This window comes from Aeromonas sp. R6-1, from assembly GCF_040908165.1.
Classification (GTDB): domain Bacteria; phylum Pseudomonadota; class Gammaproteobacteria; order Enterobacterales; family Aeromonadaceae; genus Aeromonas; species Aeromonas caviae.
On the sequence record NZ_JBFODF010000037.1, the window covers coordinates 1 to 24,364 of the forward strand.

General features: G+C 62.4%; 25 protein-coding genes and 1 pseudogene. 12 read left to right on the forward strand and 14 right to left on the reverse strand.

What is annotated here, in order from left to right; all coding sequences use genetic code 11:
- The 3 genes and pseudogenes from AB5Y68_RS10655 to AB5Y68_RS10665 all read left to right on the forward strand — a co-directional run.
- Positions 1-276: pseudogene (locus AB5Y68_RS10655) on the forward strand (IS1595 family transposase); the annotation flags it as partial.
- A 138-nt stretch (positions 277-414) separates the two neighbouring features.
- Complete coding sequence (gene pnp, locus AB5Y68_RS10660) at positions 415-2,553, forward strand: polyribonucleotide nucleotidyltransferase (protein WP_029314766.1); 2,139 nt, start codon at positions 415-417, stop codon at positions 2,551-2,553.
- A 142-nt stretch (positions 2,554-2,695) separates the two neighbouring features.
- Complete coding sequence (locus tag AB5Y68_RS10665) at positions 2,696-3,907, forward strand: MFS transporter (protein WP_039041126.1); 1,212 nt, start codon at positions 2,696-2,698, stop codon at positions 3,905-3,907.
- A gap of 3 nt (positions 3,908-3,910) precedes the next feature.
- On the opposite strand, the gene AB5Y68_RS10670 is transcribed toward AB5Y68_RS10665, so the two are convergent.
- Positions 3,911-4,264 carry a DsrE/DsrF/TusD sulfur relay family protein gene (locus AB5Y68_RS10670; protein ID WP_010675361.1) on the reverse strand — a complete coding sequence of 118 codons (354 nt, stop codon included), beginning with the start codon at positions 4,262-4,264 and terminating at the stop codon, positions 3,911-3,913.
- Positions 4,265-4,424: 160 nt separating this feature from the next.
- On the opposite strand from AB5Y68_RS10670, the gene AB5Y68_RS10675 reads away from it, so the two are divergent.
- A complete protein-coding gene (locus AB5Y68_RS10675; protein WP_039041125.1) occupies positions 4,425-4,817 on the forward strand; it encodes a DUF1090 domain-containing protein in 393 nt (130 codons plus the stop codon).
- A gap of 199 nt (positions 4,818-5,016) precedes the next feature.
- Here the strand turns inward: AB5Y68_RS10675 and AB5Y68_RS10680 are convergent, their stop codons facing one another.
- Both AB5Y68_RS10680 and yegQ read right to left on the reverse strand, forming a co-directional pair.
- A complete protein-coding gene (locus AB5Y68_RS10680) occupies positions 5,017-5,265 on the reverse strand; it encodes a YfhL family 4Fe-4S dicluster ferredoxin (protein WP_010675358.1) in 249 nt (82 codons plus the stop codon).
- A gap of 1 nt (position 5,266) precedes the next feature.
- Positions 5,267-6,631 (reverse strand): tRNA 5-hydroxyuridine modification protein YegQ, encoded by a 1,365-nt coding sequence (gene yegQ, locus AB5Y68_RS10685; RefSeq protein ID WP_039041124.1) that lies wholly within the window; start codon positions 6,629-6,631, stop codon positions 5,267-5,269.
- Positions 6,632-7,074: 443 nt separating this feature from the next.
- On the opposite strand from yegQ, the gene AB5Y68_RS10690 reads away from it, so the two are divergent.
- Positions 7,075-8,001 carry a L,D-transpeptidase family protein gene (locus AB5Y68_RS10690; RefSeq protein ID WP_039041123.1) on the forward strand — a complete coding sequence of 309 codons (927 nt, stop codon included), beginning with the start codon at positions 7,075-7,077 and terminating at the stop codon, positions 7,999-8,001.
- Positions 8,002-8,072: 71 nt separating this feature from the next.
- Here AB5Y68_RS10690 and AB5Y68_RS10695 read toward each other — a convergent pair whose 3' ends face one another.
- From AB5Y68_RS10695 to fldB, 5 genes are all read right to left on the reverse strand, one after another.
- Complete coding sequence (locus tag AB5Y68_RS10695; protein ID WP_010673739.1) at positions 8,073-8,450, reverse strand: VOC family protein; 378 nt, start codon at positions 8,448-8,450, stop codon at positions 8,073-8,075.
- Between the two features lie 142 nt (positions 8,451-8,592).
- The gene (locus AB5Y68_RS10700; protein WP_039041122.1) at positions 8,593-9,933 is read right to left on the reverse strand and encodes a TldD/PmbA family protein; all 1,341 of its coding nucleotides are present in this window, start codon (positions 9,931-9,933) and stop codon (positions 8,593-8,595) included.
- Positions 9,933-10,040, reverse strand: coding sequence for a hypothetical protein (locus tag AB5Y68_RS10705; protein WP_039041121.1), 108 nt, complete (start codon positions 10,038-10,040; stop codon positions 9,933-9,935). The genes AB5Y68_RS10700 and AB5Y68_RS10705 overlap by 1 nt, the downstream gene beginning before the upstream one ends.
- Positions 10,040-11,440: a TldD/PmbA family protein gene (locus AB5Y68_RS10710; RefSeq protein WP_039041120.1), complete on the reverse strand. Its 1,401-nt coding sequence runs from the start codon at positions 11,438-11,440 to the stop codon at positions 10,040-10,042. The genes AB5Y68_RS10705 and AB5Y68_RS10710 overlap by 1 nt, the downstream gene beginning before the upstream one ends.
- 510 nt (positions 11,441-11,950) lie before the next feature.
- Entirely contained in the window at positions 11,951-12,469 is a 519-nt protein-coding gene (gene fldB / locus AB5Y68_RS10715) for a flavodoxin FldB (RefSeq protein WP_041212516.1), read from the reverse strand.
- Positions 12,470-12,652: 183 nt separating this feature from the next.
- Between fldB and xerD the strand changes: the two genes are divergently transcribed.
- Complete coding sequence (gene xerD, locus AB5Y68_RS10720) at positions 12,653-13,552, forward strand: site-specific tyrosine recombinase XerD (RefSeq protein WP_368203603.1); 900 nt, start codon at positions 12,653-12,655, stop codon at positions 13,550-13,552.
- A 72-nt stretch (positions 13,553-13,624) separates the two neighbouring features.
- Here the strand turns inward: xerD and mscL are convergent, their stop codons facing one another.
- The gene (mscL, locus tag AB5Y68_RS10725) at positions 13,625-14,035 is read right to left on the reverse strand and encodes a large-conductance mechanosensitive channel protein MscL (RefSeq protein WP_010673746.1); all 411 of its coding nucleotides are present in this window, start codon (positions 14,033-14,035) and stop codon (positions 13,625-13,627) included.
- Between the two features lie 259 nt (positions 14,036-14,294).
- Here mscL and AB5Y68_RS10730 point away from each other — a divergent pair, with 259 nt between their 5' ends.
- The 6 genes from AB5Y68_RS10730 to nqrE all read left to right on the forward strand — a co-directional run bounded on the left by AB5Y68_RS10730 (position 14,295) and on the right by nqrE (position 19,961).
- Positions 14,295-14,999: a disulfide isomerase DsbC N-terminal domain-containing protein gene (locus tag AB5Y68_RS10730; RefSeq protein WP_039041117.1), complete on the forward strand. Its 705-nt coding sequence runs from the start codon at positions 14,295-14,297 to the stop codon at positions 14,997-14,999.
- Positions 14,965-16,695 (forward strand): single-stranded-DNA-specific exonuclease RecJ, encoded by a 1,731-nt coding sequence (gene recJ / locus AB5Y68_RS10735; RefSeq protein ID WP_324032033.1) that lies wholly within the window; start codon positions 14,965-14,967, stop codon positions 16,693-16,695. Before AB5Y68_RS10730 ends, recJ begins: the two co-directional genes overlap by 35 nt.
- Positions 16,696-16,845: 150 nt before the next feature.
- Entirely contained in the window at positions 16,846-18,027 is a 1,182-nt protein-coding gene (locus tag AB5Y68_RS10740) for a MerR family transcriptional regulator (protein WP_368203604.1), read from the forward strand.
- A 39-nt stretch (positions 18,028-18,066) separates the two neighbouring features.
- Positions 18,067-18,570, forward strand: coding sequence for a GNAT family N-acetyltransferase (locus AB5Y68_RS10745; protein ID WP_039041114.1), 504 nt, complete (start codon positions 18,067-18,069; stop codon positions 18,568-18,570).
- Between the two features lie 306 nt (positions 18,571-18,876).
- A complete protein-coding gene (locus tag AB5Y68_RS10750; protein ID WP_010673751.1) occupies positions 18,877-19,170 on the forward strand; it encodes a hypothetical protein in 294 nt (97 codons plus the stop codon).
- A 191-nt stretch (positions 19,171-19,361) separates the two neighbouring features.
- Positions 19,362-19,961: an NADH:ubiquinone reductase (Na(+)-transporting) subunit E gene (gene nqrE / locus AB5Y68_RS10755; RefSeq protein WP_010673752.1), complete on the forward strand. Its 600-nt coding sequence runs from the start codon at positions 19,362-19,364 to the stop codon at positions 19,959-19,961.
- Positions 19,962-19,994: 33 nt separating this feature from the next.
- On the opposite strand, the gene AB5Y68_RS10760 is transcribed toward nqrE, so the two are convergent.
- The 5 genes from AB5Y68_RS10760 to AB5Y68_RS10780 form a co-directional block, all read right to left on the reverse strand.
- Entirely contained in the window at positions 19,995-20,483 is a 489-nt protein-coding gene (locus AB5Y68_RS10760) for a GNAT family N-acetyltransferase (protein WP_039041112.1), read from the reverse strand.
- 145 nt (positions 20,484-20,628) lie between these two features.
- A complete protein-coding gene (gene lipA / locus AB5Y68_RS10765) occupies positions 20,629-21,594 on the reverse strand; it encodes a lipoyl synthase (protein WP_039041111.1) in 966 nt (321 codons plus the stop codon).
- Between the two features lie 85 nt (positions 21,595-21,679).
- Positions 21,680-22,372 (reverse strand): lipoyl(octanoyl) transferase LipB, encoded by a 693-nt coding sequence (lipB, locus tag AB5Y68_RS10770; RefSeq protein WP_010673755.1) that lies wholly within the window; start codon positions 22,370-22,372, stop codon positions 21,680-21,682.
- Positions 22,373-22,465: 93 nt separating this feature from the next.
- Positions 22,466-22,729: a DUF493 family protein YbeD gene (ybeD, locus tag AB5Y68_RS10775; RefSeq protein ID WP_010673756.1), complete on the reverse strand. Its 264-nt coding sequence runs from the start codon at positions 22,727-22,729 to the stop codon at positions 22,466-22,468.
- Between the two features lie 279 nt (positions 22,730-23,008).
- Entirely contained in the window at positions 23,009-24,238 is a 1,230-nt protein-coding gene (locus AB5Y68_RS10780; protein WP_039041110.1) for a D-alanyl-D-alanine carboxypeptidase family protein, read from the reverse strand.
- Positions 24,239-24,364 lie beyond the last annotated feature (126 nt).

Consider the following 24,364-nt stretch of genomic DNA (forward strand, 5'->3'; position numbering starts at 1 on the left):
TATGCCAGTTTCAGCCAAGCGCGGGGCATAACACATCAGGTGGTGTACAACCGTCGAGGTGAGCGAGTCATTGGGGCATACCACATCCAGCATGTGAACGGATATCACCGGCGGTTGAAGGAGTGGATGGAACGATTCCATGGAGTCGCAACCCACTACCTGAGGAATTATCTGGGCTGGCGCAGGATGCTGGAACGTTACGGCAGGGAGGTAAATACCAAGATGTGTTTGCATGAGGCGCTAGGGCACCCGATGCAACACGTAATTGGGACATAGCCTTTTTTATTGCCCGTTTCAAACAGGATGCAGGCCGTTGCCTGCCTCACAGAATTGACGTCCGCGCTTACCTTTTGATGCGAATCAAGTATACTTGCACGCGAATTTAAAGCGCCAAATTGTTAAAAGGAAACTCACGTGAATCCTATTGTAAAGTCATTCCAGTACGGTCAACACACCGTCACACTGGAAACCGGTGTGATGGCCCGTCAAGCCACTGCGGCCGTCATGGTCAGCATGGACGATACCTGTGTCTTCGTGACTGTCGTTGGCAAGAAAGAGGCCGATCACGGCCGTGATTTCTTCCCGCTGACCGTCAACTATCAGGAGCGTACCTATGCTGCTGGTCGTATCCCGGGTGGTTTCTTCCGTCGTGAAGGCCGTCCGAGCGAGGGTGAGACCCTCATCTCCCGTCTGATCGACCGTCCCATCCGTCCGCTGTTCCCGGAAGGCTTCCTCAATGAGGTTCAGGTGGTTGCCACCGTCATGTCCGTGAACCCGGCCGTTTCTCCCGACATCGTTGCCATGATCGGTGCCTCCGCGGCCCTGGCCATCTCCGGCATCCCGTTCGGCGGCCCGATCGGTGCAGCCCGCGTGGGTTACATGAACGGCCAGTACGTGCTGAACCCGACCACCACCGAACTGCCCCAGAGCGATCTGGATCTGGTGGTTGCCGGTACTGCCAATGCGGTGCTGATGGTGGAGTCCGAAGCGGCCATCCTCTCCGAGGAGGTGATGCTGGGCGCCGTGGTCTACGGTCACGAGCAGATGCAGACCGTGATCAACGCCATCAACGAATTCGCTGCCGACGTCGGTACCAAGCCCTGGGACTGGACCCCGCCTGCCGTCAACGAAGCGCTGAAAGCCAAAGTTGCCGAACTGGCCACAGCTGAACTGGGTGAAGCCTACCGCATCACCGAGAAGGCTGTTCGTTACGAAACCATCGCAGCCATCAAGGGCCGCGTGGTCGAGCAAGTCATCGCATCCGGCGTGGAAGAAGATGCCAAGAAGATCGGCGAAGAGTTCCACAGCCTGGAGAGCCGCATCGTCCGTGGTCGCGTAGTACGTGGTGAGCCGCGTATCGACGGTCGCGATCCGGAAATGATCCGCGCCCTCTCCGTCGGTACCGGCATCCTGCCCCGTGCCCACGGTTCTGCCCTGTTCACCCGTGGTGAAACTCAGGCCATCGTGGTGGCCACGCTGGGTACCGAGCGTGACGCCCAGAACATCGACGAGCTGACCGGCAACCGCGCCGATCGCTTCATGCTGCACTACAACTTCCCGCCCTACTGCGTCGGCGAGACCGGCATGATGGGCAGCCCGAAGCGTCGTGAGATCGGTCACGGCCGTCTGGCCAAGCGCGGCGTTGCTGCCGTGATGCCGAGCGCCGCCGAGTTCCCGTACGTGGTGCGCGTGGTCTCTGAAATCACCGAATCCAACGGCTCCTCCTCCATGGCGTCTGTCTGTGGTTCCTCCCTGGCGCTGATGGATGCCGGTGTGCCGATCAAGGCCTCCGTTGCCGGTATCGCCATGGGTCTGGTGAAGGAAGAAGAAGGTTTCGTCGTGCTGTCCGACATCCTGGGTGACGAAGATCACCTGGGCGACATGGACTTCAAGGTAGCCGGTACCAGCGAAGGTGTGACCGCGCTGCAAATGGACATCAAGATCGAAGGCATCACCAAAGAGATCATGGAGATTGCCCTGAAGCAAGCTCGTGGCGCTCGTCTGCACATCCTGAAAGTGATGGACGAAGCTATCCAGGCTCCCCGTGCTCAGATCTCCGATTTCGCACCGCGCATCCACACCATCAAGATCAATCCTGAGAAGATCAAGGACGTGATCGGCAAGGGTGGTTCCGTGATCCGTGCACTGACCGAAGAGACCGGCACCAACATCGAGCTGGATGATGACGGTACCGTTCGCATCTCCGCCGTGGCCAACGAAGCCGCCATGGAAGCGATCCGCCGCATCGAGGCCATCACCGCCGAGATCGAAGTGAACCGCATCTACGAAGGCAAGGTCGTGCGCCTGGCTGACTTCGGCGCCTTCGTCAACATCCTGCCGGGTAAAGACGGTCTGGTGCACATCTCCCAGATCACCGATGCCCGCGTGCAGAACGTGGCCGACTTCCTGAAAATCGGTGACGTGGTGAAGGTGAAGGTACTGGAAGTGGACCGTCAGGGCCGTGTGCGTCTCTCCATCAAGGAAGCGAACGCACCGACCGAAGCGGCTGCTGCTCCTGCTGCCGTTGCCGTCGAAGAGCCGGCTGCCGAATAAGGCTGCCGTATGTGAAAGAGCCGACCCTTGGGTCGGCTTTTTTGTGCCTGTCGCCCGGCATGGCGCAGATTGTCTCCTTGTTCCTTTTGGCGCCCCTTGATATAAGGGACGACCCCGCTTCGTTGGCAAAAGGAATTGCAGCATGTCATGGGCCTACCTCAGACAGTTTCCTTCCCTGGTCTGGATCGTCATCCTGGGCACTTTCATGGTGCGTACCACCTTCTTCATGGTCTGGCCCTTTCTCTCCATCCTGCTCTACCGTGACTACGGACTTTCGGCGACCCTGATAGGCGCCATCCTGGGGGCCACGGCGGCGCTTTCCACTCTCGTCAGCTTCTATGGCGGCTGGCTCTCGGACAAATGGGGGCGGCGCAACATCCTGCTGTTCGGCTGCCTGGTTTCCGCCGCCAGCGTGGCCCTGCTCGGCCTCTCCCACCAGGTGGGCTGGCTGGCACTCGGGGTGATCGGCAGCGGACTCTCCTACGGTCTCATCGACTCACCGGGCAAGGCACTGATGGCCGACAATCTGGCCGAGCCCAAAGCCCGTGAGCTGGCGCTGCACCTGCGTTATTTCCTGCTCAACCTGGGGGCGGCCATCGGTCCTCTGCTCGGCGTCACCTATGGCCTGAGCGCGCGTCAGGAGACCTTCCTGTTGCTCAGTGCCAGCTATCTGCTGCTTGGTATCGTCTTTGTCATCGGGTTCAGGCTGGCGGGTTGCCACACCAGCCAGGCGGCCGGGCCCGGCATGCGTGCTGTGCTGCGGGTGCTCTGGCAGGACAGGGGGTTTCTGCTGCTGATCATGGCCAATCTGCTGCTGATGCTGGTCTACGCCCAGTTCGAGTCGCCCCTCATCCAGTATCTGACCCGCGCGGGGACGCCGGAGGTGGAGCGGCTCATCGGCTGGCTGGTGACGACCAATGCGCTGACCATAGTGATGCTGCAGTTCCCCCTGCTGCACCTGACTGCCCGCTGGTCCACGCGGCGCAAGCTGCAACTCGGGGTGGCGCTCTTTCTCGGCGCCCAGTTGCAGTTTGCGCTGGGGGATACCGCCATCTGGTGGCACTGGATAGTGGCGGTGATCCTCCTGAGCGTCGGGGAGTGCATCCTCTTCCCCTTGCTCAATGTGCTGATCGATCAGATGGCGCCTGGTCATTTGAAGGGGAGCTATTTCGGGGCGGCCTCCGTCTCCGGACTCGGGGTGGCCATGGGGGCCTTGCTGGGAGGCTGGGTGCTGGCCCACTGGGGCGGGAGCTGGCTTTACGCCCTGATGGCGCTGCTCTGCCTGGTGATCCTGATGCTCTATGGTCTGAGTACCCGGACCTCGCGCCCTGCGCTGGTCCGGGCCGGGCCCTGACGGCTAGAAGGTCAGCACCTTGTCGGCGGCCAGAGTCCATTGGGCCAGCAAGGGGAGGGTGCCTATCTCTATGCCCTCGACAAGGGGTAGCGGGGTGATGCCGCGCGCATCGGTGCAGCTCTTGCAAAGCCGGATCCGGGTGCCCTGAGCCAGCAGTATCTCCAGCATCTGGCGCAGGTTGTAGCCCTCGGCCGGAGCCTGCCCGGCGAGGGCCGCAGTGACGGCATCCGACATCAGGAAGAGGTTGAGGTCTACCTTTCCCTCCTCTTTGAGGGCGATGCCGAGGCGCAGGGCATTGAACAGGGACTCGCTGCCATAGGGGGCGCCGTTGGCAATGATGAGAATGTGTTGGGTCATGTGGCTCTCCTGATTGAAAGGGCCATTGTAGCCTCGGCGAAAGCGGCCCGGCATGATGCAGAGCACACTCTGTCGTAGCCCGGCACCGTGTGTCTTGACCTCACACAGGGAGTCAGGTCTCATGGACGGCCATCCAGTATGACAGAACAAAGAGGTTGTTATGTGGAAGATCGCCGGAATAGGCTTATTGTTGTTGGCCGGACAAGCCTATGGTAGTGAAAACATCGGCTGCAAGGCCAGACAGCAGGCCGTGACGGATCAGCTTGCGTTCGCCAGGGCGCACAACAACCAGGAGCAGGTAGCCGGCCTTGAGCGGGCACTGCGCAACCTGGAGGCCCATTGTACCGATGCCGGGCTCCTTGAGGAGCAGCAACGCAAGGTAGTCAAGCAGAGGGAAGAAGTGGAAGAGCGGCTGGCCGAGTTGCAGAGCGCACGGGTATCGGGCAAGCCGGACAAGATTGCCAAGAAGCAGTCCAAGCTGGAGGAGTCCCAGGCCGAGTTGCTGGAAGCCCAGCGCGAACTCGAGGCGCTGCAAAAACTGGTCAAACCCTGAGGGAAGGGCAGCGCAATAGAAAAAGCCGGGCATGCCCGGCTTTTTCTATTTCTGGATAATGCACACCACGAGTGTCAGACCCTGACTGCCTGTGCATCCGCACGAATTTCTCCATCAACTGATCTTCGGTCTCCACCCTATGGACGGGATCCCGGAGGATGCCGTCCATGGGGCGCAGACGCTGATGCAGGTGCTACAGCTACTGCCTGTGCATCCGCACGAACTTCTCCATCAACTGATCTTCGGTCTCCACATGGGCGGGATCCCAGATGATGCAGTCGATAGGGCAGACGCTGATGCAGGTCGGCTTCTCATAGTGGCCGACGCATTCGGTGCAGCGATCCGGGTCTATCTCGTAGATCTTGCTCCCCAGGGTGATGGCCTGGTTCGGACACTCCGGATCGCACATGTCACAGTTGATGCACTTGTCGGTGATGAGCAGTGCCATCTCAGGCCGCCGAGTGAGGTTGACGGGTATCCTCGCGCTCGCCGAGGTTGCGCAGCAGGATGCCGTAATTCACGTCGATCTCCTTGGGAACCGGCACGTAGACCACGTGGCCGTTACCCGGTGCGGTGTCGATGAGCTCGCCCTTGCGGTTCTGCATCTGCTCCAGGTTGAAGCTGAGGTTGCCCTGGGGGGTCATCAGCTCCAGGCTGTTGCCCAGCAGGAACTTGTTCTTCACCTCGACCTCGACCATGTCACCGTTGCGACCGGTGATCTCGCCGACGAACTGCTGGGTGTCGGAGACGGAGTAACCGTAGTCGTAGTTCTGGTATTCGCTGTGGTTGTGACGGCGCAGGAAGCCCTCGGTGTAGCCGCGGTGGGCCAGGTTCTCGAGGGTGCCCATCAGGGTCGGATCGAACGGACGGCCAGCCACCGCATCGTCGATGGCCTTGCGATAGACCTGGGCGGTACGGGCGCAATAGTAGAAGGACTTGGTACGGCCTTCGATTTTCAGGGAATGAACGCCCATTTTGGTCAGGCGCTCGACGTGCTCGACGGCGCGCAAATCCTTGGAGTTCATGATGTAGGTACCGTGCTCGTCTTCAAACGCAGTCATGAACTCGCCCGGGCGGTTGGACTCCTCCAGCAGCACCAGGGCATCGGTCGGCTTGCCTGCGCCCAGGGTCGGATCCACCTTTTGTACGGCGATGGGCTCCTGGCGGTGGACGATCTGGCCCACGTCATCTTCCTTGCCCTCGTGCACCTTGTACTCCCAGCGGCAGGAGTTGGTGCAGGTACCCTGGTTGGGGTCACGCTTGTTGATGTAGCCGGAGAGCAGGCAGCGGCCGGAGTAGGCCATGCACAGCGCCCCGTGGACGAAGACTTCCAGTTCCATCTCCGGCACCTGCATGCGGATCTCCTCGATCTCGTCGAGAGACAGCTCGCGGGAGAGGATGGCACGGGTCAGGCCCATCTGATGCCAGAACTTCACCGTGGCCCAGTTGACCGCGTTGGCCTGCACCGAGAGGTGGATAGGCATGTCGGGGAAGGCTTCGCGCATCATCATGATGAGGCCGGGGTCGGACATGATGAGGGCGTCCGGCTTCATCTCCACCACGGGGCGCATGTCGCGGATGAAGGTCTTGAGCTTGGAGTTGTGGGGCTGGATGTTGGCCACCACATAGAACTGCTTGCCGAGGGCATGGGCCTCGTTGATGCCGAGCTGCAGATTCTCGTGATCGAATTCGTTGTTGCGCACCCGCAGGCTGTAGCGCGGCTGGCCCGCATAGACGGCGTCTGCGCCATAGGCATAGGCGTAGCGCATGTTCTTGAGGGTCCCGGCAGGGGAGAGCAATTCTGGTCTGAACATGTTGGACTCTTTTATCTGATTGCAAATCAGGACGGCGCCACCTGATGGCGTCGTGTGGGTTCATCGGTGGCGCGACCGTCTTCGACGCACGCCCATCCGATGGGGGTACATCGGAGCAGGAGGTGACTCGATACTCCGGATATACGGGGTGCGAGATTGTACTCGTGACCGCCTCGTCATGCAATTTGGGGCGGCCTTGGCATGCCTGCGCCATGTTCATTTTACGCTCAGACTGGGGTTGCTAGAGTGCAAGGGGTGAAAGATGCCCCCGAGTTGGCTGTGAAATGGATCTTTTCGGCGAAAAAGACCATCTCCAAGTTGAAATTTTGCCCTGCTCGGGAAAGAATGCGCGCTCGGTTGTTGGTCCCCGGTGACGGGCCCACAAGAGACCGATGATGAGCAGGGCAAAGGCCCACAGGAACAGGAAACCATACAGGAATTTTATGAATCCCCTTCGCATTGCCGCTTCGGCTCTTTTATGTACGCTGGCGCTGGTCAGCCAGCAGGCCGCCGCCGTTGAATACCAGCTGCCTGCAGCCAACAGCCGCCTGATCGGTGAGAACCAGGAATACGTGGTGCCCGCAGACAACCGTCCGCTGGAGCAGATCGCCTCCGACTTCCAGCTGGGTCTGACCAACATCATGGAAGCCAACCCGGGCGTCGACCCCTACCTGCCCAAGGCGGGCAGCACGCTGATCATTCCCCATCAGCTGATCCTGCCCAACGCTCCCCGCGAAGGGATCGTCATCAACGTGGCGGAGATGCGTCTCTACTACTACCCGAAGGGCAAGAACGTGGTGCATGTGCTGCCCATCGGCATCGGCCAGCTCGGGGTCAACACCCCTGAGAACTGGATCACCAAGGTTGAGCGCAAGCGTGCCAACCCGACCTGGACCCCGACCGAGAATATCCGTCGCCGCTACGCCGCCCAGGGCAAGACCCTGCCCGCGGTCTGGCCGGCCGGCCCGGACAACCCCATGGGCCTGCACGCGCTCTACATCGGGAACCTGTACGCCATCCACGGCACCAACGCCACCTTCGGCATCGGTCTGCGGGTGAGCAGCGGCTGCGTGCGCCTGCGCGCCGACGACATCAAGTTCCTGTTCGATCACGTGCCGGTCGGCACCCGCGTCCAGTTCGTCAACCAGCCGGTCAAGACCACGGTCGAGCCGGATGGCGGTCGCTACATGGAAGTGCACGAGCCGCTGTCGCGCACCGAGGAAGAGTTCAACTCCACCGCCTCCGTGCCGCTGCCCATGACCCCGGCGACCACCCGCTTCATCGCCCACGCTGACAGCGATTCCAACGTGGTCAAGCAGGTGCTGGAACAGCGTACCGGCATCCCGACCCGCCTCAATCCAGAGGCGTAATGGCCGGCAAGTACAGTTAAACAACAACGGCGACCATCAGGTCGCCGTTGTTGTTTCTGCGTATCCGGACGTCAGCTGGCTGGTGGGGCATAGAGGGCCAGCCAGTTGCCTTCGGTATCCTCGATGATGACTCTGGAGCCATGACCGCTGCCGATGCTGTGCAGAGGCTCCAGCACCCGCCCGCCGAGCCGGGGGACCAGCAGCTCCGCCTCCTGCAGCCTGTCACCGAGGGAGAGATAGATGAGGGGACCGGCACCGCCGGGCTGGTGATATTTGTCCATGGGGCCGAGACAGGCCGCCGCGTTGCTGCCGTCGTGGCGCAGCATGGCAAAGCGCATGGTCTCTTCCTGGATGGGGGTGACCTGCACATCGAGCAGGGCCGAGTAGAAGTCCATGGCGCGATCCAGATCCCGTGTCGGAATATCGGCCCAGACCAGGGTGTTGTCCATCGTCGTATTCTCCAGAGTTCCCGGCCAACGCGGTCGGTGGCTCTTTGAGGTTAGAAGTGGCTGTCGGGGGGCGCCATGGATAAAAAAAGCGGCGCCTGATGGCGCCGCTTGAAGGGGGAAGAGCCGAGTAAGGCTCCCCCTCTTATTTGCCGGCAATGCTGAGCCCGCCAAAGCGGATCAGCGGGGCATAGAAGTCCTTGCCATCGTCGTGGTGCAGCTGGTTGCCGACCGCTTCCAGCTCCCCGAGCAGGCGATAGAAGTTGCCTGCCACCGTGATGCCGCGTACCGGCGCCACGCGCTCGCCATTTCGGCAGAGGAAGCCGGAGGCGCCGAACGAGAAGTCGCCGCTCACCGCATCGGCCCCGGAGTGCAAGCCGTCCAGCTTGACCAGCTCCAGGTACTCACCGCTTTGTACCTCGGCCTCGTCGTGGGGGCCGAGCCCGAACACCAGGTGACGAGGGGCCACGTCCAGGGCACTGCGGGCACTGCGGGCGGCTGCACCGTTGCTCGTCACGCCGAAGTGGCGGGCGGTGGCGCTGTTGTGCAGCAGGGTCTTGAGCTCCCCCTCGCCGATGAGCAGGAGATCCGAGGTGGCGGCTCCTTCGCCGTCAAACGCCTTGATCTTCATGCCCCCCGGCATATAGGCACGGCTCTCCAGGGTGAGCCAGCGAGACGCCACGCTTTGGCCCAGCTTGTCGCGCCAGGGGTTGATCCCCTGCTGGGCCCACTTGCCAGACAGGGCGGACTGGAAGCAGCCAAACAGGCTGGCAAAGCAGTGGGTGCTGAAGATGACGCTGTAGCGACCGCTCGGCACCGCCTCACCCATCAGCAGGCCATCGGCCACGGCGTGGATCTGGCGGATGAGAGGCTGGCTCTCCAACTCGTCGAAGCGCCGTGCGTACTGTCCCTGGTAGTGCATGGACTGGCGGCCCTCCCGCTCGATGAGAGCGGAGCTGTGGCAGCCGACGCTGAATTCCTGATGTTCACAGAGGCTGCCCTGGCTGTTGGCAAGCCAGAGGCGGCTCTCCCCCTCGAAGAAGCCGTTGTAGGGGGCGCCGGTCACGTCCGGCAGGGCCAGCATGTCGGACTCGAGGCACAGGGTCAGGGCGATCTTCTCTTCCACCGCCGTGGTGTCGGCCTGATGTATCTCGGCGCAGTCGGTGATGAGCCTGCTCTGCTGCACTGTGATGCGCTGATCCGGGTCCACCTTGGCGAAGCGGCTCGCATCGAGCGCATCCTGCACCATGGCGTCCAGGGCCGACGCGTCGAGGGACTCGGAATAGGCGATGCCGACCCGGCCTTCCTTGATGAGGCGAATGCCGATCTGCTGGCTGCTGGTGACCTTGTATTCACTGAGCTCGCCCTTGTCGGCCTTGAGGGAGAAGGCCTTCTCCTGATTGGCGATGACGTCTGCCTCGGCACCCAGATCGGCGACCTGGTCCAATAGACGGGCAAGCAGTTGGTTCATGTCGAGTTGGCTCATCAGGCGTTCCCTCCGACCAGGATATTGTCAACCTTGAGCGGCGACGGGCTGACTGAAACGCGAATGAGGCGGGAGATGGAACCGCACAGAGTGTAATGGATGTTCATCAGGCGTTCCCTCCGACCAGAATGCTGTCAACCTTGAGCGGCGGTTGGCCGACCGAGGCGGGAATGGATCCGGAGACCGAGCCGCACATGCCGGCGGAGAGGGCCAGATCGCGCCCCACCATGGAGATCTCCTTCAATACCTGCGGGCCGGTGCCGATCAGGGTGGCCGACTTGAGGGGCCGGGTGATCCTGCCCCCCTCGATGAGGTAGGCCTCCTGCACGTTGAAATTGAACTCGCCGGTACCGGGCTGCACAGAGCCCCCCCCCATCCGCTTGGCATAGATGCCGTGCTCCACGGTTGCCAGCATGTCGTCGAGGCTGTAGTTGCCCGGTTCGATATAGGTGTTGCGCATGCGGGAGGCAGGGGCGAACTTGTAGGATTCCCGGCGCCCGGAACCGGTGCGGGCGTAGCCGGTGCGAAGGGCCCCCATTCTGTCCACCAGGAAGCCGGTCAGCACGCCGTCCTTGATGAGCTGGGTGTGCTGGGTCGCCATCCCCTCGTCATCGACGTTGATGGAGCCCCAGGCGTTGCCCTGCAAGCCCTCGTCCACCGCACTGACCGCCGGATTGGCGATGAGCTGGCCCATCTTGTCGTGGAACACGGAGGCCTTCTTGGCCACCGAGGTGGTCTCCAGCAGGTGACCGCACGCCTCGTGGAAGATGACGCCGCCAAAGCCGCTCTCCATGATGACCGGCAGCTTGCCGCTCGGGCAGGGGGCGGCACCCAGCTTCACCAGTGCCTGGCGGGTGGCGGTGAGAGCCAGCTCGCGGGGATCGATGCTCTCGGCATGCTCCCATCCCTTCATGGCACCGGGGGCTTCATAACCTACACTCTGCTCGCCCCCGTCCAGGGCGATGGTCTGGGCCATGATGCGGTTGTAGTGGCGGCGATCGCTCACCTGCACCCCTTCGCTGTTGAAGATCTCCACCTCCTGCTCCCAGCCGAGCACGTTGCCCGAGAACTGGCTCACCTTGTCGTTCTCGGCGCGGGCCGTAGCGTCCATGGCATGCAGGTAGGCGATCTTCTGCTCCAGCAGCTTGTCGGCCGACAGCGGCAGAGCGATGGGGTTGCGGTCGGTCAGGCGGGTGAAGTCAAAGGCAGTGGCGGTGACCACGGGGTCACGCCTGTCCTTGGCCGCCAGCAGGGTAACGATGCGCAAGAGCTCGTTGCGATCGGCCAGATTGGTGTAGCCGTAGAGCACCTTGTGGCCGTAGCACAGGCGAACGCCGATACCGAAGTCGAGACCACCGCTGATGTTCTCTATCTGGCTGGAGAGCAGGCTGAGCTGGCTGCGGCGCTTGCGCTCCACAAACAGCTCGGCGAAGTCGGCACCCAGCGCCAGCGCGTGATCGAGCACGTCGCGGGCGATGGCGGGGGCCAACAGGGAGAATGAAGTCATAGAATATCCTTTTCTGGTCTGTCCGTTTGCTTCCGACACCCGGCGTTGTGTTGTTATGGGGTGTCGACCTCATTGTTGCAGACCAGAAGCAAAAAGTCGCTATAGCGTCAGCCGATGATACCAAACGAGAAAATCGGTGCGATTTATGCGCCCGGCAGCCCGAGCGCAGGCTACCGGCAGGGGAGGTTGGCGCCGCTCATGGCGCTCGTTTTATATGAGGTCGGCCCACTGCTCGATACGGGGTCGGTCTGGTCGCCCATTGGCCGGCGTCGTTGAACATCCAGGCGGCCAGGATCAGAGCAGTGCGTGGATCTCGCTCAGGATCTGGTCGACCCACTGCTCGATACGGGGTCGGTCTGGTCGTCCATTGGCTGGCGTCGTCGAACATCCAGACGGCCAGGGTCAGAGCAGTTCGTGGATCTCGCTCAGGATCTGGTCGACCCACTGCTCGATACGGGGTCGGTCTGGTCGTCCATTGGCTGGCGTCGTCGAACATCCAGGCGGCCAGGATCAGAGCAGTTCGTGGATCTCGCTCAGGATCTGGTCGACCCACTGCTCGATGCGGGACTCGGTCTGGTCGTACTGGTTGGCGTCATCGAGGGCCAGCCCGACGAAGTGGCGGCCATCGTCGATGAGCGCCTTGGAGGCGTCAAACTCGTACCCCTCGTTGGGCCAGTAGCCCACCAGCTTGACCCCCTTGGGGACCAGCTGATCGTGCAGCAGGCCGAGGGCATCCTGATACCACTCCCCATAGCCCAGCTGATCGCCCATGCCAAACAGGGCGATGATGCGTCCCTCCAGATGCAGGTCGGCGATGTCTTCCCAGCGGGATTCCCAGTCCTCCTGCAGCTCGCCGAAGTCCCAGGTGGAGATGCCTAGGATCAGGATGTCGTACTCCTGCATGCGGGCGAGGGGCACATCCTTGATGTTGTGGAGATCGACCAGCTCGGGGCCGATGAGGGCGCGGATCTTCTCGGCGGCCATCTCGGTGTAGCAGGTGGTGGAGCCATAAAACAAACCTATCTTCATCGCTCTTCTCTTGATCGCAGTCGGCAAGGGGCGTGACCGGCACAGCGGCGCCCGGGGGGAGGGCGCCAGTCTAGCAGATTGCGCCGGGCTCTTCACCGCCTGAGGGGATGTGCAGCCTTGCCTTGCGGCCCGGGTGGGTCGGCACGTTACAATGGCGACCTGTTTCCCTGAGCGCGGCCCACCATGAGCAAAGCAGAATCCCATCCCCTGATCGAGCCGTTTCTCGACGCCCTCTGGCTGGAGCGGGGGCTCTCCGACAACACGGTCAGCTCCTATCGCACCGACCTGGAAAAATTTGCCCTCTGGCTCGATGAGCAAGGCGGTTCCCTGCTGCTGGCGGGGCTGGACGACATCCAGCACTACCTCGCCTGGCGGGTGGACCATCAGTTCGCGGCCAGCAGTACGGCCCGTTTCTTCTCGGCCCTGCGCCGCTTCTACCAGTATCTCAATCGCGAGAAGCTGCGCAGCGACGATCCCACCGTGCTGCTGGAGGGGCCAAAGCTCCCCAAAAAGCTGCCATCGGATCTGAGCGAAGCCGAGGTGGAGGCGCTGCTGCAAGCGCCCCTGGTGGACGACCCGCTGGAGCTGCGGGACAAGGCAATGCTTGAGCTGCTCTACGCCACCGGGCTGCGGGTGTCCGAGCTGGTGGGGCTGACCGCCGAACACGTCAGCCTGCGCCAGGGGCTGGTGCGAGTGGTGGGCAAGGGCAACAAGGAGCGCCTGGTCCCCATGGGGGAGGAGGCGGTGCACTGGCTGGAGCGCTACTACCGGGAGGGGCGCACCCTGCTGCTGGGTGGCACCAGCTCGGACGTGGTGTTCCCCTCCAAGCGGGCCCGGATGATGACCCGCCAGACCTTCTGGCACCGCATCAAGCTCTATGCCCTGAGAGCCGGCATCAGGGGGGAACTCTCCCCCCACACCCTGCGTCACGCCTTCGCCACCCACCTGCTCAATCACGGCGCCGATCTGCGAGTGGTGCAGATGCTGCTGGGCCACGCGGATCTCTCCACCACCCAGATCTATACCCACGTGGCCAACGAGCGGCTCAAGGCACTGCACGGCCAGCACCACCCCAGAGCCTGAGCACCTCATCGGCCTTGCAACAAAAAACCGCCCGAAGGCGGTTTTTTTCAGCACACGACAGGGAGGAAACGGTTATTTCCCCTGCTGGGATTTCAGCAAGTCGCGGATCTCGGTCAGCAGCTCCTGATCCTTGGTGGGGCCGGCCGGGGCAGCGGCTTCCTCTTCCTGCTTCTTCTTCAGGGTGTTAATGGCCTTGAGCCCCATGAAGATGGCGAAGGAGATGATCAGGAAGTCGATACAGGTCTGGATGAACTTGCCGTAGGCGATGACCACGGCAGGGGCATCCCCTTCAGCGGCCTTCAGGGTCACGGCGAGATCGCTGAAATCCACGCCCCCCAGGATCAGCCCGATGGGGGGCATGATCACGTCTCCCACGAAGGAGGAGACAATCTTGCCAAAGGCGGCACCTATGATGATACCGACCGCCATGTCGATCACATTGCCCCTGGATGCAAAGGCCTTGAACTCTTGAATCAGACTCATTTTTCCCCCTAGAAATGGACGACGTGCCACCTGATCGCACGTCGATTTGAATAATAAAACATCAGCAAAACAGAGGGATGACTAAAGATGTCTCCCGTCGTCCTGATTAGCTTGCGGGGCTCAAGCCCGATTGGCAACCTGTCATCCCGTGATTTTTTCTTTCGGACGTTATTAATCGATCACTAATTAAGGTCTTTGGGAGAGGGAATTGTCTGGGTTACCTTATGAGACCCTTCAATCATGCCAAGTGAATGAGCTGATGCGATATTTACTGCTGGGAATGATGCTGCTGTGCGCTTTTGCGGCCAGCGCGGGGATGGACCCCCATGTGTTGAAACAGACCATAGAGCAGCGCCTCGGTGTGCAGGTCTACCTGGTGGACGAGACCCCCATGCCGGGCCTCTATCTGCTGGGCACGGCCCAGGGACTGCTCTACAGCGATGCCAGGGGAGACTATGTGCTGCAGGGCTCCATGCTGGATCTGGCCCACGACATGAGAAACCTCACCCGGCTCAGCCAGCAGCAGCAACGCAGGCTGGCGCTCTCCCAGATAGGGGAGGCCCGGCTCTGGCTCAAGGCCACCCCTGAACGCCACCGCCTCACCCTGTTTACCGATCTCGCCTGCGGTCCTTGCCGCATCGCGCTGGAGGAGTTGCCCCGCTTGCAGGCGAGGGGCGTGAGCGTGCAACTGCTGCCTGCGCCTGTCGCCGCCTCGGATCAGGCTAGCTGGTGCGATCCCGGGCTGCTGCGCGAACTCAACTTCAGCGATCGTTTGCCTGAGAGCGGCTGTAATGCGATCCTTGCCCATCATATCGGCCTGAGCCAATGGCTCGGGATCAAGGCGTCACCGAGCTGGGTCCTGCCCAATGGCGACCTGGTGCGCGGTTACCAGAGCCCCGAACAACTGCTCAAGATACTGGATCACATCAATGCCCCTGCAAATCCGTCGTCGTCCGCGAGTTGATGATTCCCATCTGCCCGCCACCCTGCACCCGCTGCTTCGCCAGATCTTCGCCAGCCGCGGGGTAGAAGACCCTGCCCTGCTGGAGCGCAGCGCCAACCAGCTGCTGCCGCCCCAGCGTCTGTTCGGCATGGCGCAGGCGGTGCCGCTGCTGGCCGAGGCGCTGACGGCGCAAAGACGCATTCTCATCGTCGGTGACTTCGACTGCGACGGCGCCACCAGCTCGGCCCTGTGCGTGCTGGCCTTGCGCGCCATGGGGGGGCACCACATCGATTTTCTGGTGCCCAACCGCTTCGAGTTCGGCTATGGCCTCACCCCGGAGATCGTCGAGCTGGCGGTGGCCCGCGGCGCCGAGTTCCTGATCACGGTGGACAACGGCATCTCCAGCATCGCCGGGGTGGCGGCGGCCAAGGCGGCAGGCATGCAGGTACTGGTTACCGATCACCATTTGCCGGGTCAGGAGCTGCCTGACGCCGACGCGATAGTGAACCCCAACCAGCATGGCTGCGACTTCCCCTCCAAGTCCCTGGCCGGGGTCGGGGTCGCCTTCTATCTGATGGCGGCTCTCAACACCCATCTGCGCCAGAGCGGCTGGTATGAGCGCCAGGGGCTGCGCGCCCCCAACGTGGCGGATTACCTCGATCTGGTAGCCCTCGGCACTGTGGCCGACGTGGTGGCGCTGGATGGCAACAACCGCATCCTGGTTCATCAGGGCTTGCAGCGGATCCGGGCCGGCCGCTGCCGCCCCGGCATCCAGGCGCTGGTGGACGTGTCGGGCCGCGACGGTCGTCGCCTGTGCGCTGCCGATCTCGGCTTTGCGCTGGGGCCGCGCCTCAACGCGGTGGGCCGGCTCGATGACATGTCCCTCGGGGTCGCCTGCCTGCTGAGCGAGGACATCAACCTGGCGCGCCAGCTCGCTTCCGAAATGGACAGCCTCAACCAGGAGCGCAAGGAGATCGAGCAGGGGATGCAGCAGGAGGCGCTCGCCACTTTGGAGCAGATCCGTTTTCGTGACGGCGAGGTGCCCTCCGGCATCGTGCTGCACCGAAACGAGTGGCATCAGGGGGTGGTGGGGCTGGTGGCCTCCAAGGTGAAGGAGAAGTACTACCGCCCGGTCATCGCCTTTGCCGAGAGCAGCGAGACCGAGCTCAAGGGCTCCGGGCGCTCCATCCCGGGGGTGCACCTGCGCGATGCGCTGGAACTGCTCGATACCCGCCACCCCGGCTTGATGGGCAAGTTTGGCGGCCACGCCATGGCGGCCGGGTTGACCCTGCCCAAGGCCAATATCGAGGCCTTCGGCCGGGCCTTCGAGGCGGTCATCGGCGAGCTGGTGACCCCTGAGCTCTTGACCGGGGTGCTGCTCACCGATGGCGAGCTGCTGCCGGACGAGCTCACCCTCGAGCTGGCGGAGCTTATTCGCGCCTCCGGCCCCTGGGGTCAGGCCTTTCCCGAGCCGCTGTTTGACGGGGAATTCGTGCTGGTGCAGCAGCGGCTGGTGGGGGAGAAGCACCTCAAGATGATGCTGACCACGGATTCCGGTCACGCGGTGGATGCCATCGCCTTTGGCGTCGACTTGCAGCGCTGGCCCGACGCTTCGGTGAAGCGGGTGCGACTGGTCTACCGGCTCGACGTCAACGAGTGGCGTGGCAACCGCAGCGTGCAGTTGTTGGTGGAGCATCTGGAAGCCGCCGGCCTCTGATCCCGCGAGTCTCTCTTGCTGTCGATGACGGCCACCTCAGGGTGGCCGTTTTTTTATGGTGTGAACCCGGATGTTGTCGTTGACCCGTCTATTGCTTCACAGTTTAAGCTTCCCTTCATCGGGTCACGGACCCCTCAGCGAGTGGTTGTCATGAAAATATCCGAACTGGCCCGGCGCTGCGGCCTGGCCCGCTCCACCCTGCTCTATTACGAGAAGCTGGGGGTGATTGCGGGCACGAGGGGCGTCAACGGCTATCGCCACTACGACGATGACGATCTGCAGCGGCTGCGGATGGTACAGGCCCTGCAGGCCGGCGGGCTCAGCCTCAAGCAGTGCCTCGCCTGTCTGGCGGGCGAGCTGGAGCAGGCGACACTGGAAGCCCGGGTCAGGGAGCTGGATGAAGAGCTGGCGCGGATGCAACGCGCCCGTGATCTGCTGGCGGATCTCGCCGGTTTGCGTGCGCACTCCGGCGACGAGTTCAAGGTCTGGCAGCAGCAACTGCAGCATCAAGCCCCGCAGGCTTACTTTGCCTGGGTGATGAAGCAGGGATTCAGTGAAAAAGAGCGTTACCACCTCCAGTGGCTCAGCAAAGACATGAATGAACATGAACGTTACATCCGGGATTTCAAGCTGCTGCTGGATGGCATGAGCTATTGGGGGCCGGGCGATAGCCTCTTCACCCAGCAGCAATTTGCCGCGCTGCCCAGCCAGCCTCGCCGGATCCTCGACATGGGCTGCGGGCGCGGCGCCGCCACCCTGGCGCTGGCACAGGTGACGGACGCCCCCATCGTGGCCATCGATCTGGACGAGGAGGCGCTGGCCGCCGTGGCGAGATCGGCCAGTGCGGCGGGGCTGAGTCAGGTCACTACCCTGTGCGCCAACATGGCGGCGCTGCCGGCAGACCTGGCCCCCGCCGATCTCATCTGGGCCGAGGGGAGCGCCTACACCATAGGGGTGGCCAACGCCTTGCAGGCATGGCAGCCGTACCTTGCCGGCCCTGCTGCCTGCCTGGTGCTGAGCGACCTGGTGTGGCTGACGGACACGCCGCCAGAGGAGGCGCTGGCGTTCTGGCAGCGGGATTATCCCGCCATGCAGACCCTGGCGGGCCTGCTCAAAACGGTGAAGGAGGCGGGTTATCGCTGCCTGTGGCACACCGAGTTGCCGCAAAGGGCCTGGCACAACTATCTGGATCCCATCGAGCGCAATCTGGCGCGCCACAGTGCCGAGCTGGGGGATAGCCCAGCCTGGCAGGATCTGAGCCGGGAAGTGGCCATCCACCGCCAACACCTGGGCAGCTACGGCTATGTGATCTGCTGCCTGCAGGCAGTCTGATCAGGCCATCCATTGCAAGATAACAAACGGAGAAAACCTATGAACATCATCATTCGGCCCGAAACAGGCGCCGATCACGACGCCATTGAAGCGCTGACCGTGGCCGCGTTCCTCAATGCCCCCCATACCGATCACAACGAACAGCTGATCGTGCGCGCTTTGCGCCAGGCCGGGGCACTCAGCCTGTCGCTGGTGGCGGAGCAGGCGGGGCAGGTGGTCGGTCACCTCTGCTTCTCGCCGGTGACCATCAGCGATGGCTGCCCGCACTGGTATGGTCTTGGTCCCATTTCGGTCTCTCCTGCGCTGCACGGCAAGGGGCTGGGGTCACGGCTGATGGAGGTGGGTCTGGCCGAGCTCAAGGGGATGGGAGCGGCTGGCTGCGTGGTGCTGGGGGATCCTGGCTTCTACGGCCGTTTCGGTTTCGTGCCCGAGCCGGGGTTGACGCTGCCCGGCGTGCCGCCCGAGTACTTCATGGCCCGCTCGTTCGGCGCTGCCATGCCCAGTGGTGAAGTGCGCTACCACCAGGCCTTCCAGCAGGGGTGAGCCCTCACCTTGAGGAAGATGCAAGTCGCTTTCTCAAGGTGGTGCAACCTTGTCGGTTTTAGGAAATGGGGCGGTGTTTAATATCAACCTTTCTGATATCTCATGGTGGAAAATGCAATAAGTGACGGTATTGTGATATATTCCACCTGTAATTTTTCTTGACGGACCGCCCCCTTGTCATCCTCTCGCCGCCCCTCGTCATGGCCGATGGTGCTTGCCATCGCCTGCCTTCTCTGGCTTGCCGCTGCGGCGGCGGCAGGGGTCGTTGCAACGCCGGGAATGGAGACGCAAGGGCAGGAGCGGCCGATGCTGTTCCATGAGCCAGCGAACCCGGGGCTTGCCGACAACGTCAGCCTGCCGCCCGCCTCCCAGTGGCGGCTCGGTTTCGAGCAGGGACGGCGACTGGAAGGGGCCGCTCATGCCGAGCTCTACCAGATGCTGCTGGCCTGGTTCCAGCACGAGATCCTCGGCCTGCTCTGCGGCCTGCTGTTTTTCCTGCCTCTCATCTATCTCAGGCAGCGGCCCGATTACTTCGGCGCTCTGCACACACGGCGGCTTCGCTGCCACCACCTGCAATATCGCTTCTGCCAGGGCGACTAGGTTCACCAGCCGGGCGCCCGCCCGTTTGATCCCCGTCATTGAGTAACGCTGACCGGGCTGCTCGGCAGTCTGGCGGCTGCCGTGGTCATTACCGGGTGCTGCGCCAGCTCTCTCTGTAAACGTCATCTTCGCGACTGGCCGTTGGCCGGGCGCGGACATGCTCTTATTGCAACCAAGTGGTGAACTCATTCATGGACTATTACGTCAATCTCTTCATCCAGTCGATCTTTGTGGAAAACCTGGCGCTGGCCTTCTTCCTTGGCATGTGCACCTTCCTGGCCGTCTCGAAAAACATCAACACCGCCTTCGGTTTGGGCATGACGGTGCTGGTGGTCATGGTGATCGCCATCCCCCTCAACAACCTGATCTACCGCCATATCCTGCGTCCCGAGAGTACCTTCCTCGGGGAGTTTGATCTGGGCTTTCTCGATTTCATCGTCTATATCGGGGTGCTGGCGGCGCTGGTGCAGGTGATGGAGATGGTGCTCGACAAACATTTCCCGGCGCTCCATCACGCGCTCGGCATCTATCTGCCGCTGCTGACGGTGCACTGCGCCATCTTCGGCGGGGTGATGTTCATGGCCCAGCGGGATTACGACTTCATCGAATCCGTGGTCTACGGGGCGGGCTCAGGGCTGGGCTGGCTGCTGGCCATCGTCGCCATTGCGGGGTTGCGCCAGAAGATGAAGTATTCGGATGTGCCCGAGGGGCTGCGGGGGATCGGCATTACCTTCATCGTGGCCGGGCTGATGTCCCTCGGCTTCATGTCTTTTTCCGGCATCTCGCTCTGAGCCATGGGCCGGGTGGTGGCCCAATGAAGGTGCTTAATCCAGACGCTTTGCCATGTTGTAACCCGTGATGGTGAAGCCCAGCGCCTGATAGAGCGCCAGTGCCCTCGGGTTGTCATGGGCCACCCTCAGCTTGATCTGGTGGATGCCTAGGGGGGTGAGCTGCGCCTCCAGGGCGGCCATGGCAGCCTTGCCGAGGCCGCGACCACGATGGGGCTGTGTCACATAGAAGTCGTAGATGAAGGTGGTGCCGGCGGCGCCGTCGATGGCGTGCCAGAGATAGCCCAGAGGCTCGCCCGGCGCGTTCGAGGCTTCAGGTACCATGGCGAGCAGGTGATGACCCGGGGTGGCGACACCCAGTGGCAGGAGCTGCTGCAACGAGGCGTCGGCCTGACGGTGGGCGTCAGGCAGCGCCATCCCGTGGTTGCTGGCAAGATCCTGGGCGTAATCCTCGATGAAGTAGTCGCGATAGGCGGGAAAGTCTGCGTCACGCAGGGGGATCAGGCGAACGGTGAGAGTCGGCATCCGGCACAGCACTCCAGAGAAGGGGAGTGGCCACGTTACGCCAGAACGGCGCCAATCACAAAGGAACAACCGCTGCCTGCGAGGTGACGGCGATAAAAAAAGAGCGCCCAGGGGCGCTCTTTTTTCTGCCAGCAGGAAAAGAGGCTTATTTGACCTCTTCCCCCTTGGCTTGCAGGTCTGCGTGGTAGGAGGAACGCACGAAGGGACCGCAGGCGGCGTGGCTGAAGCCGAGATCCATGGCCACATCCTTGAGTTCGTCGAACTCTGCGGGCGGCACATAACGCTTCACCGGCAGGTGGTGGCGGCTCGGTTGCAGGTACTGGCCCAGGGTCAGCATGTTGACGCCGTGCTCGCGCAGATCCTTGAGTACCTCGACGATTTCCTCGTTGGTCTCGCCAAGGCCCATCATCAGACCGGACTTGGTCGGCACGTGGGGGTGCATCTCCTTGATGCGGCGCAGCAGCTCCAGGGACCACTTGTAGTCGGCACCCGGACGGGCAACCCGGTACATGCGCGGGGCGGTTTCCAGGTTGTGGTTGAAGACGTCAGGCGGGGTCTCGCGGAACACCTCCAGCGCCTGCTCCATCCGGCCACGGAAGTCCGGGGTCAGGATCTCGATGCGGGTCTGGGGGCTGTGCTCGCGGATCTCGCGGATGCAGTCGGCGAAGTGCTGGGCACCGCCGTCCCGCAGATCGTCGCGGTCCACCGAGGTGATCACCACGTACTTGAGGTTCATCTCCTTGATGGTGAGTGCCAGCTTCTTCGGTTCCTCCGGATCCAGCGGCAACGGACGGCCGTGGGCCACGTCGCAGAAGGGGCAGCGGCGGGTACAGATGGCGCCCATGATCATGAAGGTCGCGGTGCCGTGGTTGAAGCACTCCGCCAGGTTGGGGCAGGAAGCCTCTTCACACACAGAGTGCAGCTTGTTTTTGCGCAGGGTGCTCTTGATGTGCTCGATCTTCTGGCTCGACGGCGGCAGCTTGATCCGCATCCACTCCGGCTTGCGCAGCACTTCCTCGTTGGGATCCGGCATGAATTTCACCGGGATCAGGGCCATCTTGTCGCCATCGCGCAGCTTGACGCCCGGCTCCATACGAACGGGTTTGCTCATGATTCACTCTCGGTGTTTGTTATTGTCTGGTTGACGGTCACCAGGGGCCTTGCGGCTCCCTCGTGACCACGGGGCATGGGGTTGCTCATGCCGCCTCTTCGGTATTCGTGATCTCTTGGTAGCCAATCAGGCGGGCCAGCTCCGTCACCAGCAGGGACTGTGCCTCGGCGACGCTCTGCGGGCCGCCCAGGGCGCTGGTCTGGGTCATGGCCATGCCCGCATAGCCGCACGGATTGATGCGCAGGAAGGGAGTCATGTCCATGTTGACGTTGAGGGCCAACCCGTGGAACGAGCACCCCTTGCGAATGCGCAAACCCAGGGACGCCAGTTTGGCTTCCATACCCAGATCGCTCTTCACGTAGACGCCCGGGGCATCGGCCTTGGCGTAGGCCTCGATATTGCTTTTGGCGAGCGTGTTGATGATGGCGGTTTCGAGGCAGGTCACCAGCTCCCGTACAGAGAGCTTGCTGCGGCGCACATCCACCAGCACGTAGAGCACCAGCTGGCCCGGGCCGTGATAGGTCACCTGGCCACCGCGATCACTCTGCACCACCGGGATGTTGCCGGGGGCGAGCAGGTGTTCGGCCTTGCCGGCCTGACCCTGGGTGTAGACGGGGTCATGCTCCACCACCCAGAACTCGTCCGGGGTGTCGGGGGTGCGATTGTCGGTGAACGCCTTCATGGCGTCCCACACCGGCTGGTAGGGGCGACGGCCCAGCTGTCTGACGAGCAGTTGGCCGGCTGACGGTTGTGGCTCGGCGGGCGTTTCGAGTGACATCTTTCCTCACTGGCGGCGCGGTGTCGGTACGGTCGCCGCTGCGACCGGGCGGCAAATAATCAGTCGCCCCGGTGGCGGGGCGAGAGAGGCAACTTACAGGACGTAACGAACCAGCTCGATCTTGCCAAGGGCGGTATACATGGCCTCGATGTGTTCCTTGCTCTGGGCGGTGACCGTCACCCGTACCGAGTGATAGTTGCCCTTGGAGCTCGGTTGAACGGTCGGGCTGTAGGTGCCGGGAGCATGTTGCTGCAGCACTTCCACCACCATGTCGGGCAGGGCGGGATCGGCCACGCCAAGCACCTTGAACGGGAACTTGCAGGGGAACTCCAGCAGTTCATCAAACTTGGTATTCATCTACTTCACCTTTCTGGGTCGCCGGGAAGCGACGTCATCTTTACGTCTTTGAGGGCCGCCGAAACGGTCCCCTCATCTGCCCCCAGGGGGCAGTTCCCAGTCTATATGGGCATGAGCCGCCTCGGGATCAAGACCCGGCGGTGTGGCAAGACGTGGAAATGCTGCTTTTTACCACAAATCGTCAGTCGGCGGAACCTGCAGATTACAGGGTTATTGACTGGACAGACCGCAAAAGACAGCAGCGGCGCCTGTTGGCGCCGCTGCTTGAGGAGGGGTCTGTTACTTGAACCAGCTGGAGACCAGCATCACCAGGTAATCCCACAGGCGGCTCATCAGGCCACCTTCCTGCACCTCTTCCAGGGCAACCAGGGGAACCTGCTTGATCTCCTTGTCCCCTTGCTTGAGGTACACGGTGCCGACGCGCTGGCCCTTGGCCAGGGGCGCCTTCAGCTCGCTCTCCAGTTGGAAGTCCGCCTTGAGGTTGTTGCCCTGGCCACGGGTGACCAGCACGGAGACGTCCTTGTCGACCCCCAGCTTCACTTCAGACTTGTCGCCCATCCAGATCTTCTGGGTGACCAGTTCGGTGCCCGCCTTGTAGGGGGTCAGGCTCTGGAAGAAGCGGAAGCCGTAGGTGAGCAGCTTCTTGCTCTCGGCGGCGCGGGAAGCCTCGCTGTTGGCCCCCATGACCACGGCGATCAGGCGCATGCCTTCGTTGTTGGTGGCGGAAGAGACCAGGTTGTAGCCGACCTGGCTGACGTGGCCTGTCTTGATGCCGTCAACCTGCAGGGATTGGTCCCACAGCAGGCGGTTGCGGTTGTGCTGGGTGATGCCGTTGAACACGAAGGACTTCTGGGAGTAGATCTTGTACTCCTCCGGCTGATCGTGGATCAGAGCCTGACCCAGGCGGGCCATGTCGCGGGCGGTACTGTAGTGGCCCTCTTCATCCAGGCCGTGGGGGTTCTTGAACTGGGAGTCCTTCATGCCGAGCTTGGCGGCCCAGGCGTTCATCAGGCTGGCGAAGGAGTCGGTGCTGCCCGCCAGGTGCTCGGCCATGGCGACGCAGGCGTCGTTGCCGGACTGGATGATGATGCCCTTGTTGAGATCATCGACGGAGACCTGCTTGCCCACCTCGATGAACATCTTGGAGGAGTCGGAGTAGTTCTTGGACCAGGCGTTCTGGCTGATGGTCACCATGTCGGTGCCCTTGATGTTCCCCTTGTGCAGCTCGTCGCCGACGATGTAGGAGGTCATCATCTTGGTCAGGCTGGCGGGGGGCAGACGCTCGTCGGCGTTCTGCTCGGCCAGCACCTGTCCGGAGAAGTAGTCGATCAGAATATGGGCCTTGGCGGAGATCTCGGGCGCGGCAGGCACCACCATGGGGGCGCTGTTCAAAGTGGGGACCGGCTGGGCACTCGGCAGGGCCGAATCCGGGGTCGGAACAGGCTGGTTGGCCTGAGCGGTGGCGCTTAACAGGGAGGCCAGAATAACGGAGCGGGCAAATTTGGACATCTTGAAATTCCTGGTGCCTGGATGGGATGTACCCAAGTTGAAAAAAAGCGGGCCCCACTATACCAGATGTGCGTGTCGGTCATAGTCCGAGATGCGACCTGGACGGGATTTTATGGGATGGTCCCC

Coding starts and splice junctions, on each gene's coding strand:
- AB5Y68_RS10740 (WP_368203604.1), top strand. CDS start 16,846: ATGAAAATATCCGAACTGGCCCGGCGCTGCGGCCTGGCCCGCTCCACC.
- AB5Y68_RS10675 (WP_039041125.1), top strand. CDS start 4,425: ATGTGGAAGATCGCCGGAATAGGCTTATTGTTGTTGGCCGGACAAGCC.
- AB5Y68_RS10700 (WP_039041122.1), bottom strand. CDS start 9,933: ATGAGCCAACTCGACATGAACCAACTGCTTGCCCGTCTATTGGACCAG.
- AB5Y68_RS10780 (WP_039041110.1), bottom strand. CDS start 24,238: ATGTCCAAATTTGCCCGCTCCGTTATTCTGGCCTCCCTGTTAAGCGCC.
- AB5Y68_RS10670 (WP_010675361.1), bottom strand. CDS start 4,264: ATGACCCAACACATTCTCATCATTGCCAACGGCGCCCCCTATGGCAGC.
- AB5Y68_RS10705 (WP_039041121.1), bottom strand. CDS start 10,040: ATGAACATCCATTACACTCTGTGCGGTTCCATCTCCCGCCTCATTCGC.
- AB5Y68_RS10710 (WP_039041120.1), bottom strand. CDS start 11,440: ATGACTTCATTCTCCCTGTTGGCCCCCGCCATCGCCCGCGACGTGCTC.
- AB5Y68_RS10760 (WP_039041112.1), bottom strand. CDS start 20,483: ATGCCGACTCTCACCGTTCGCCTGATCCCCCTGCGTGACGCAGACTTT.
- AB5Y68_RS10730 (WP_039041117.1), top strand. CDS start 14,295: ATGCGATATTTACTGCTGGGAATGATGCTGCTGTGCGCTTTTGCGGCC.
- AB5Y68_RS10695 (WP_010673739.1), bottom strand. CDS start 8,450: ATGGACAACACCCTGGTCTGGGCCGATATTCCGACACGGGATCTGGAT.
- recJ (WP_324032033.1), top strand. CDS start 14,965: ATGCCCCTGCAAATCCGTCGTCGTCCGCGAGTTGATGATTCCCATCTG.
- lipA (WP_039041111.1), bottom strand. CDS start 21,594: ATGAGCAAACCCGTTCGTATGGAGCCGGGCGTCAAGCTGCGCGATGGC.
- AB5Y68_RS10665 (WP_039041126.1), top strand. CDS start 2,696: ATGTCATGGGCCTACCTCAGACAGTTTCCTTCCCTGGTCTGGATCGTC.
- AB5Y68_RS10745 (WP_039041114.1), top strand. CDS start 18,067: ATGAACATCATCATTCGGCCCGAAACAGGCGCCGATCACGACGCCATT.
- fldB (WP_041212516.1), bottom strand. CDS start 12,469: ATGAAGATAGGTTTGTTTTATGGCTCCACCACCTGCTACACCGAGATG.
- AB5Y68_RS10750 (WP_010673751.1), top strand. CDS start 18,877: ATGCTGTTCCATGAGCCAGCGAACCCGGGGCTTGCCGACAACGTCAGC.
- xerD (WP_368203603.1), top strand. CDS start 12,653: ATGAGCAAAGCAGAATCCCATCCCCTGATCGAGCCGTTTCTCGACGCC.
- ybeD (WP_010673756.1), bottom strand. CDS start 22,729: ATGAATACCAAGTTTGATGAACTGCTGGAGTTCCCCTGCAAGTTCCCG.
- yegQ (WP_039041124.1), bottom strand. CDS start 6,631: ATGTTCAGACCAGAATTGCTCTCCCCTGCCGGGACCCTCAAGAACATG.
- lipB (WP_010673755.1), bottom strand. CDS start 22,372: ATGTCACTCGAAACGCCCGCCGAGCCACAACCGTCAGCCGGCCAACTG.
- AB5Y68_RS10680 (WP_010675358.1), bottom strand. CDS start 5,265: ATGGCACTGCTCATCACCGACAAGTGCATCAACTGTGACATGTGCGAT.
- nqrE (WP_010673752.1), top strand. CDS start 19,362: ATGGACTATTACGTCAATCTCTTCATCCAGTCGATCTTTGTGGAAAAC.
- mscL (WP_010673746.1), bottom strand. CDS start 14,035: ATGAGTCTGATTCAAGAGTTCAAGGCCTTTGCATCCAGGGGCAATGTG.
- AB5Y68_RS10690 (WP_039041123.1), top strand. CDS start 7,075: ATGAATCCCCTTCGCATTGCCGCTTCGGCTCTTTTATGTACGCTGGCG.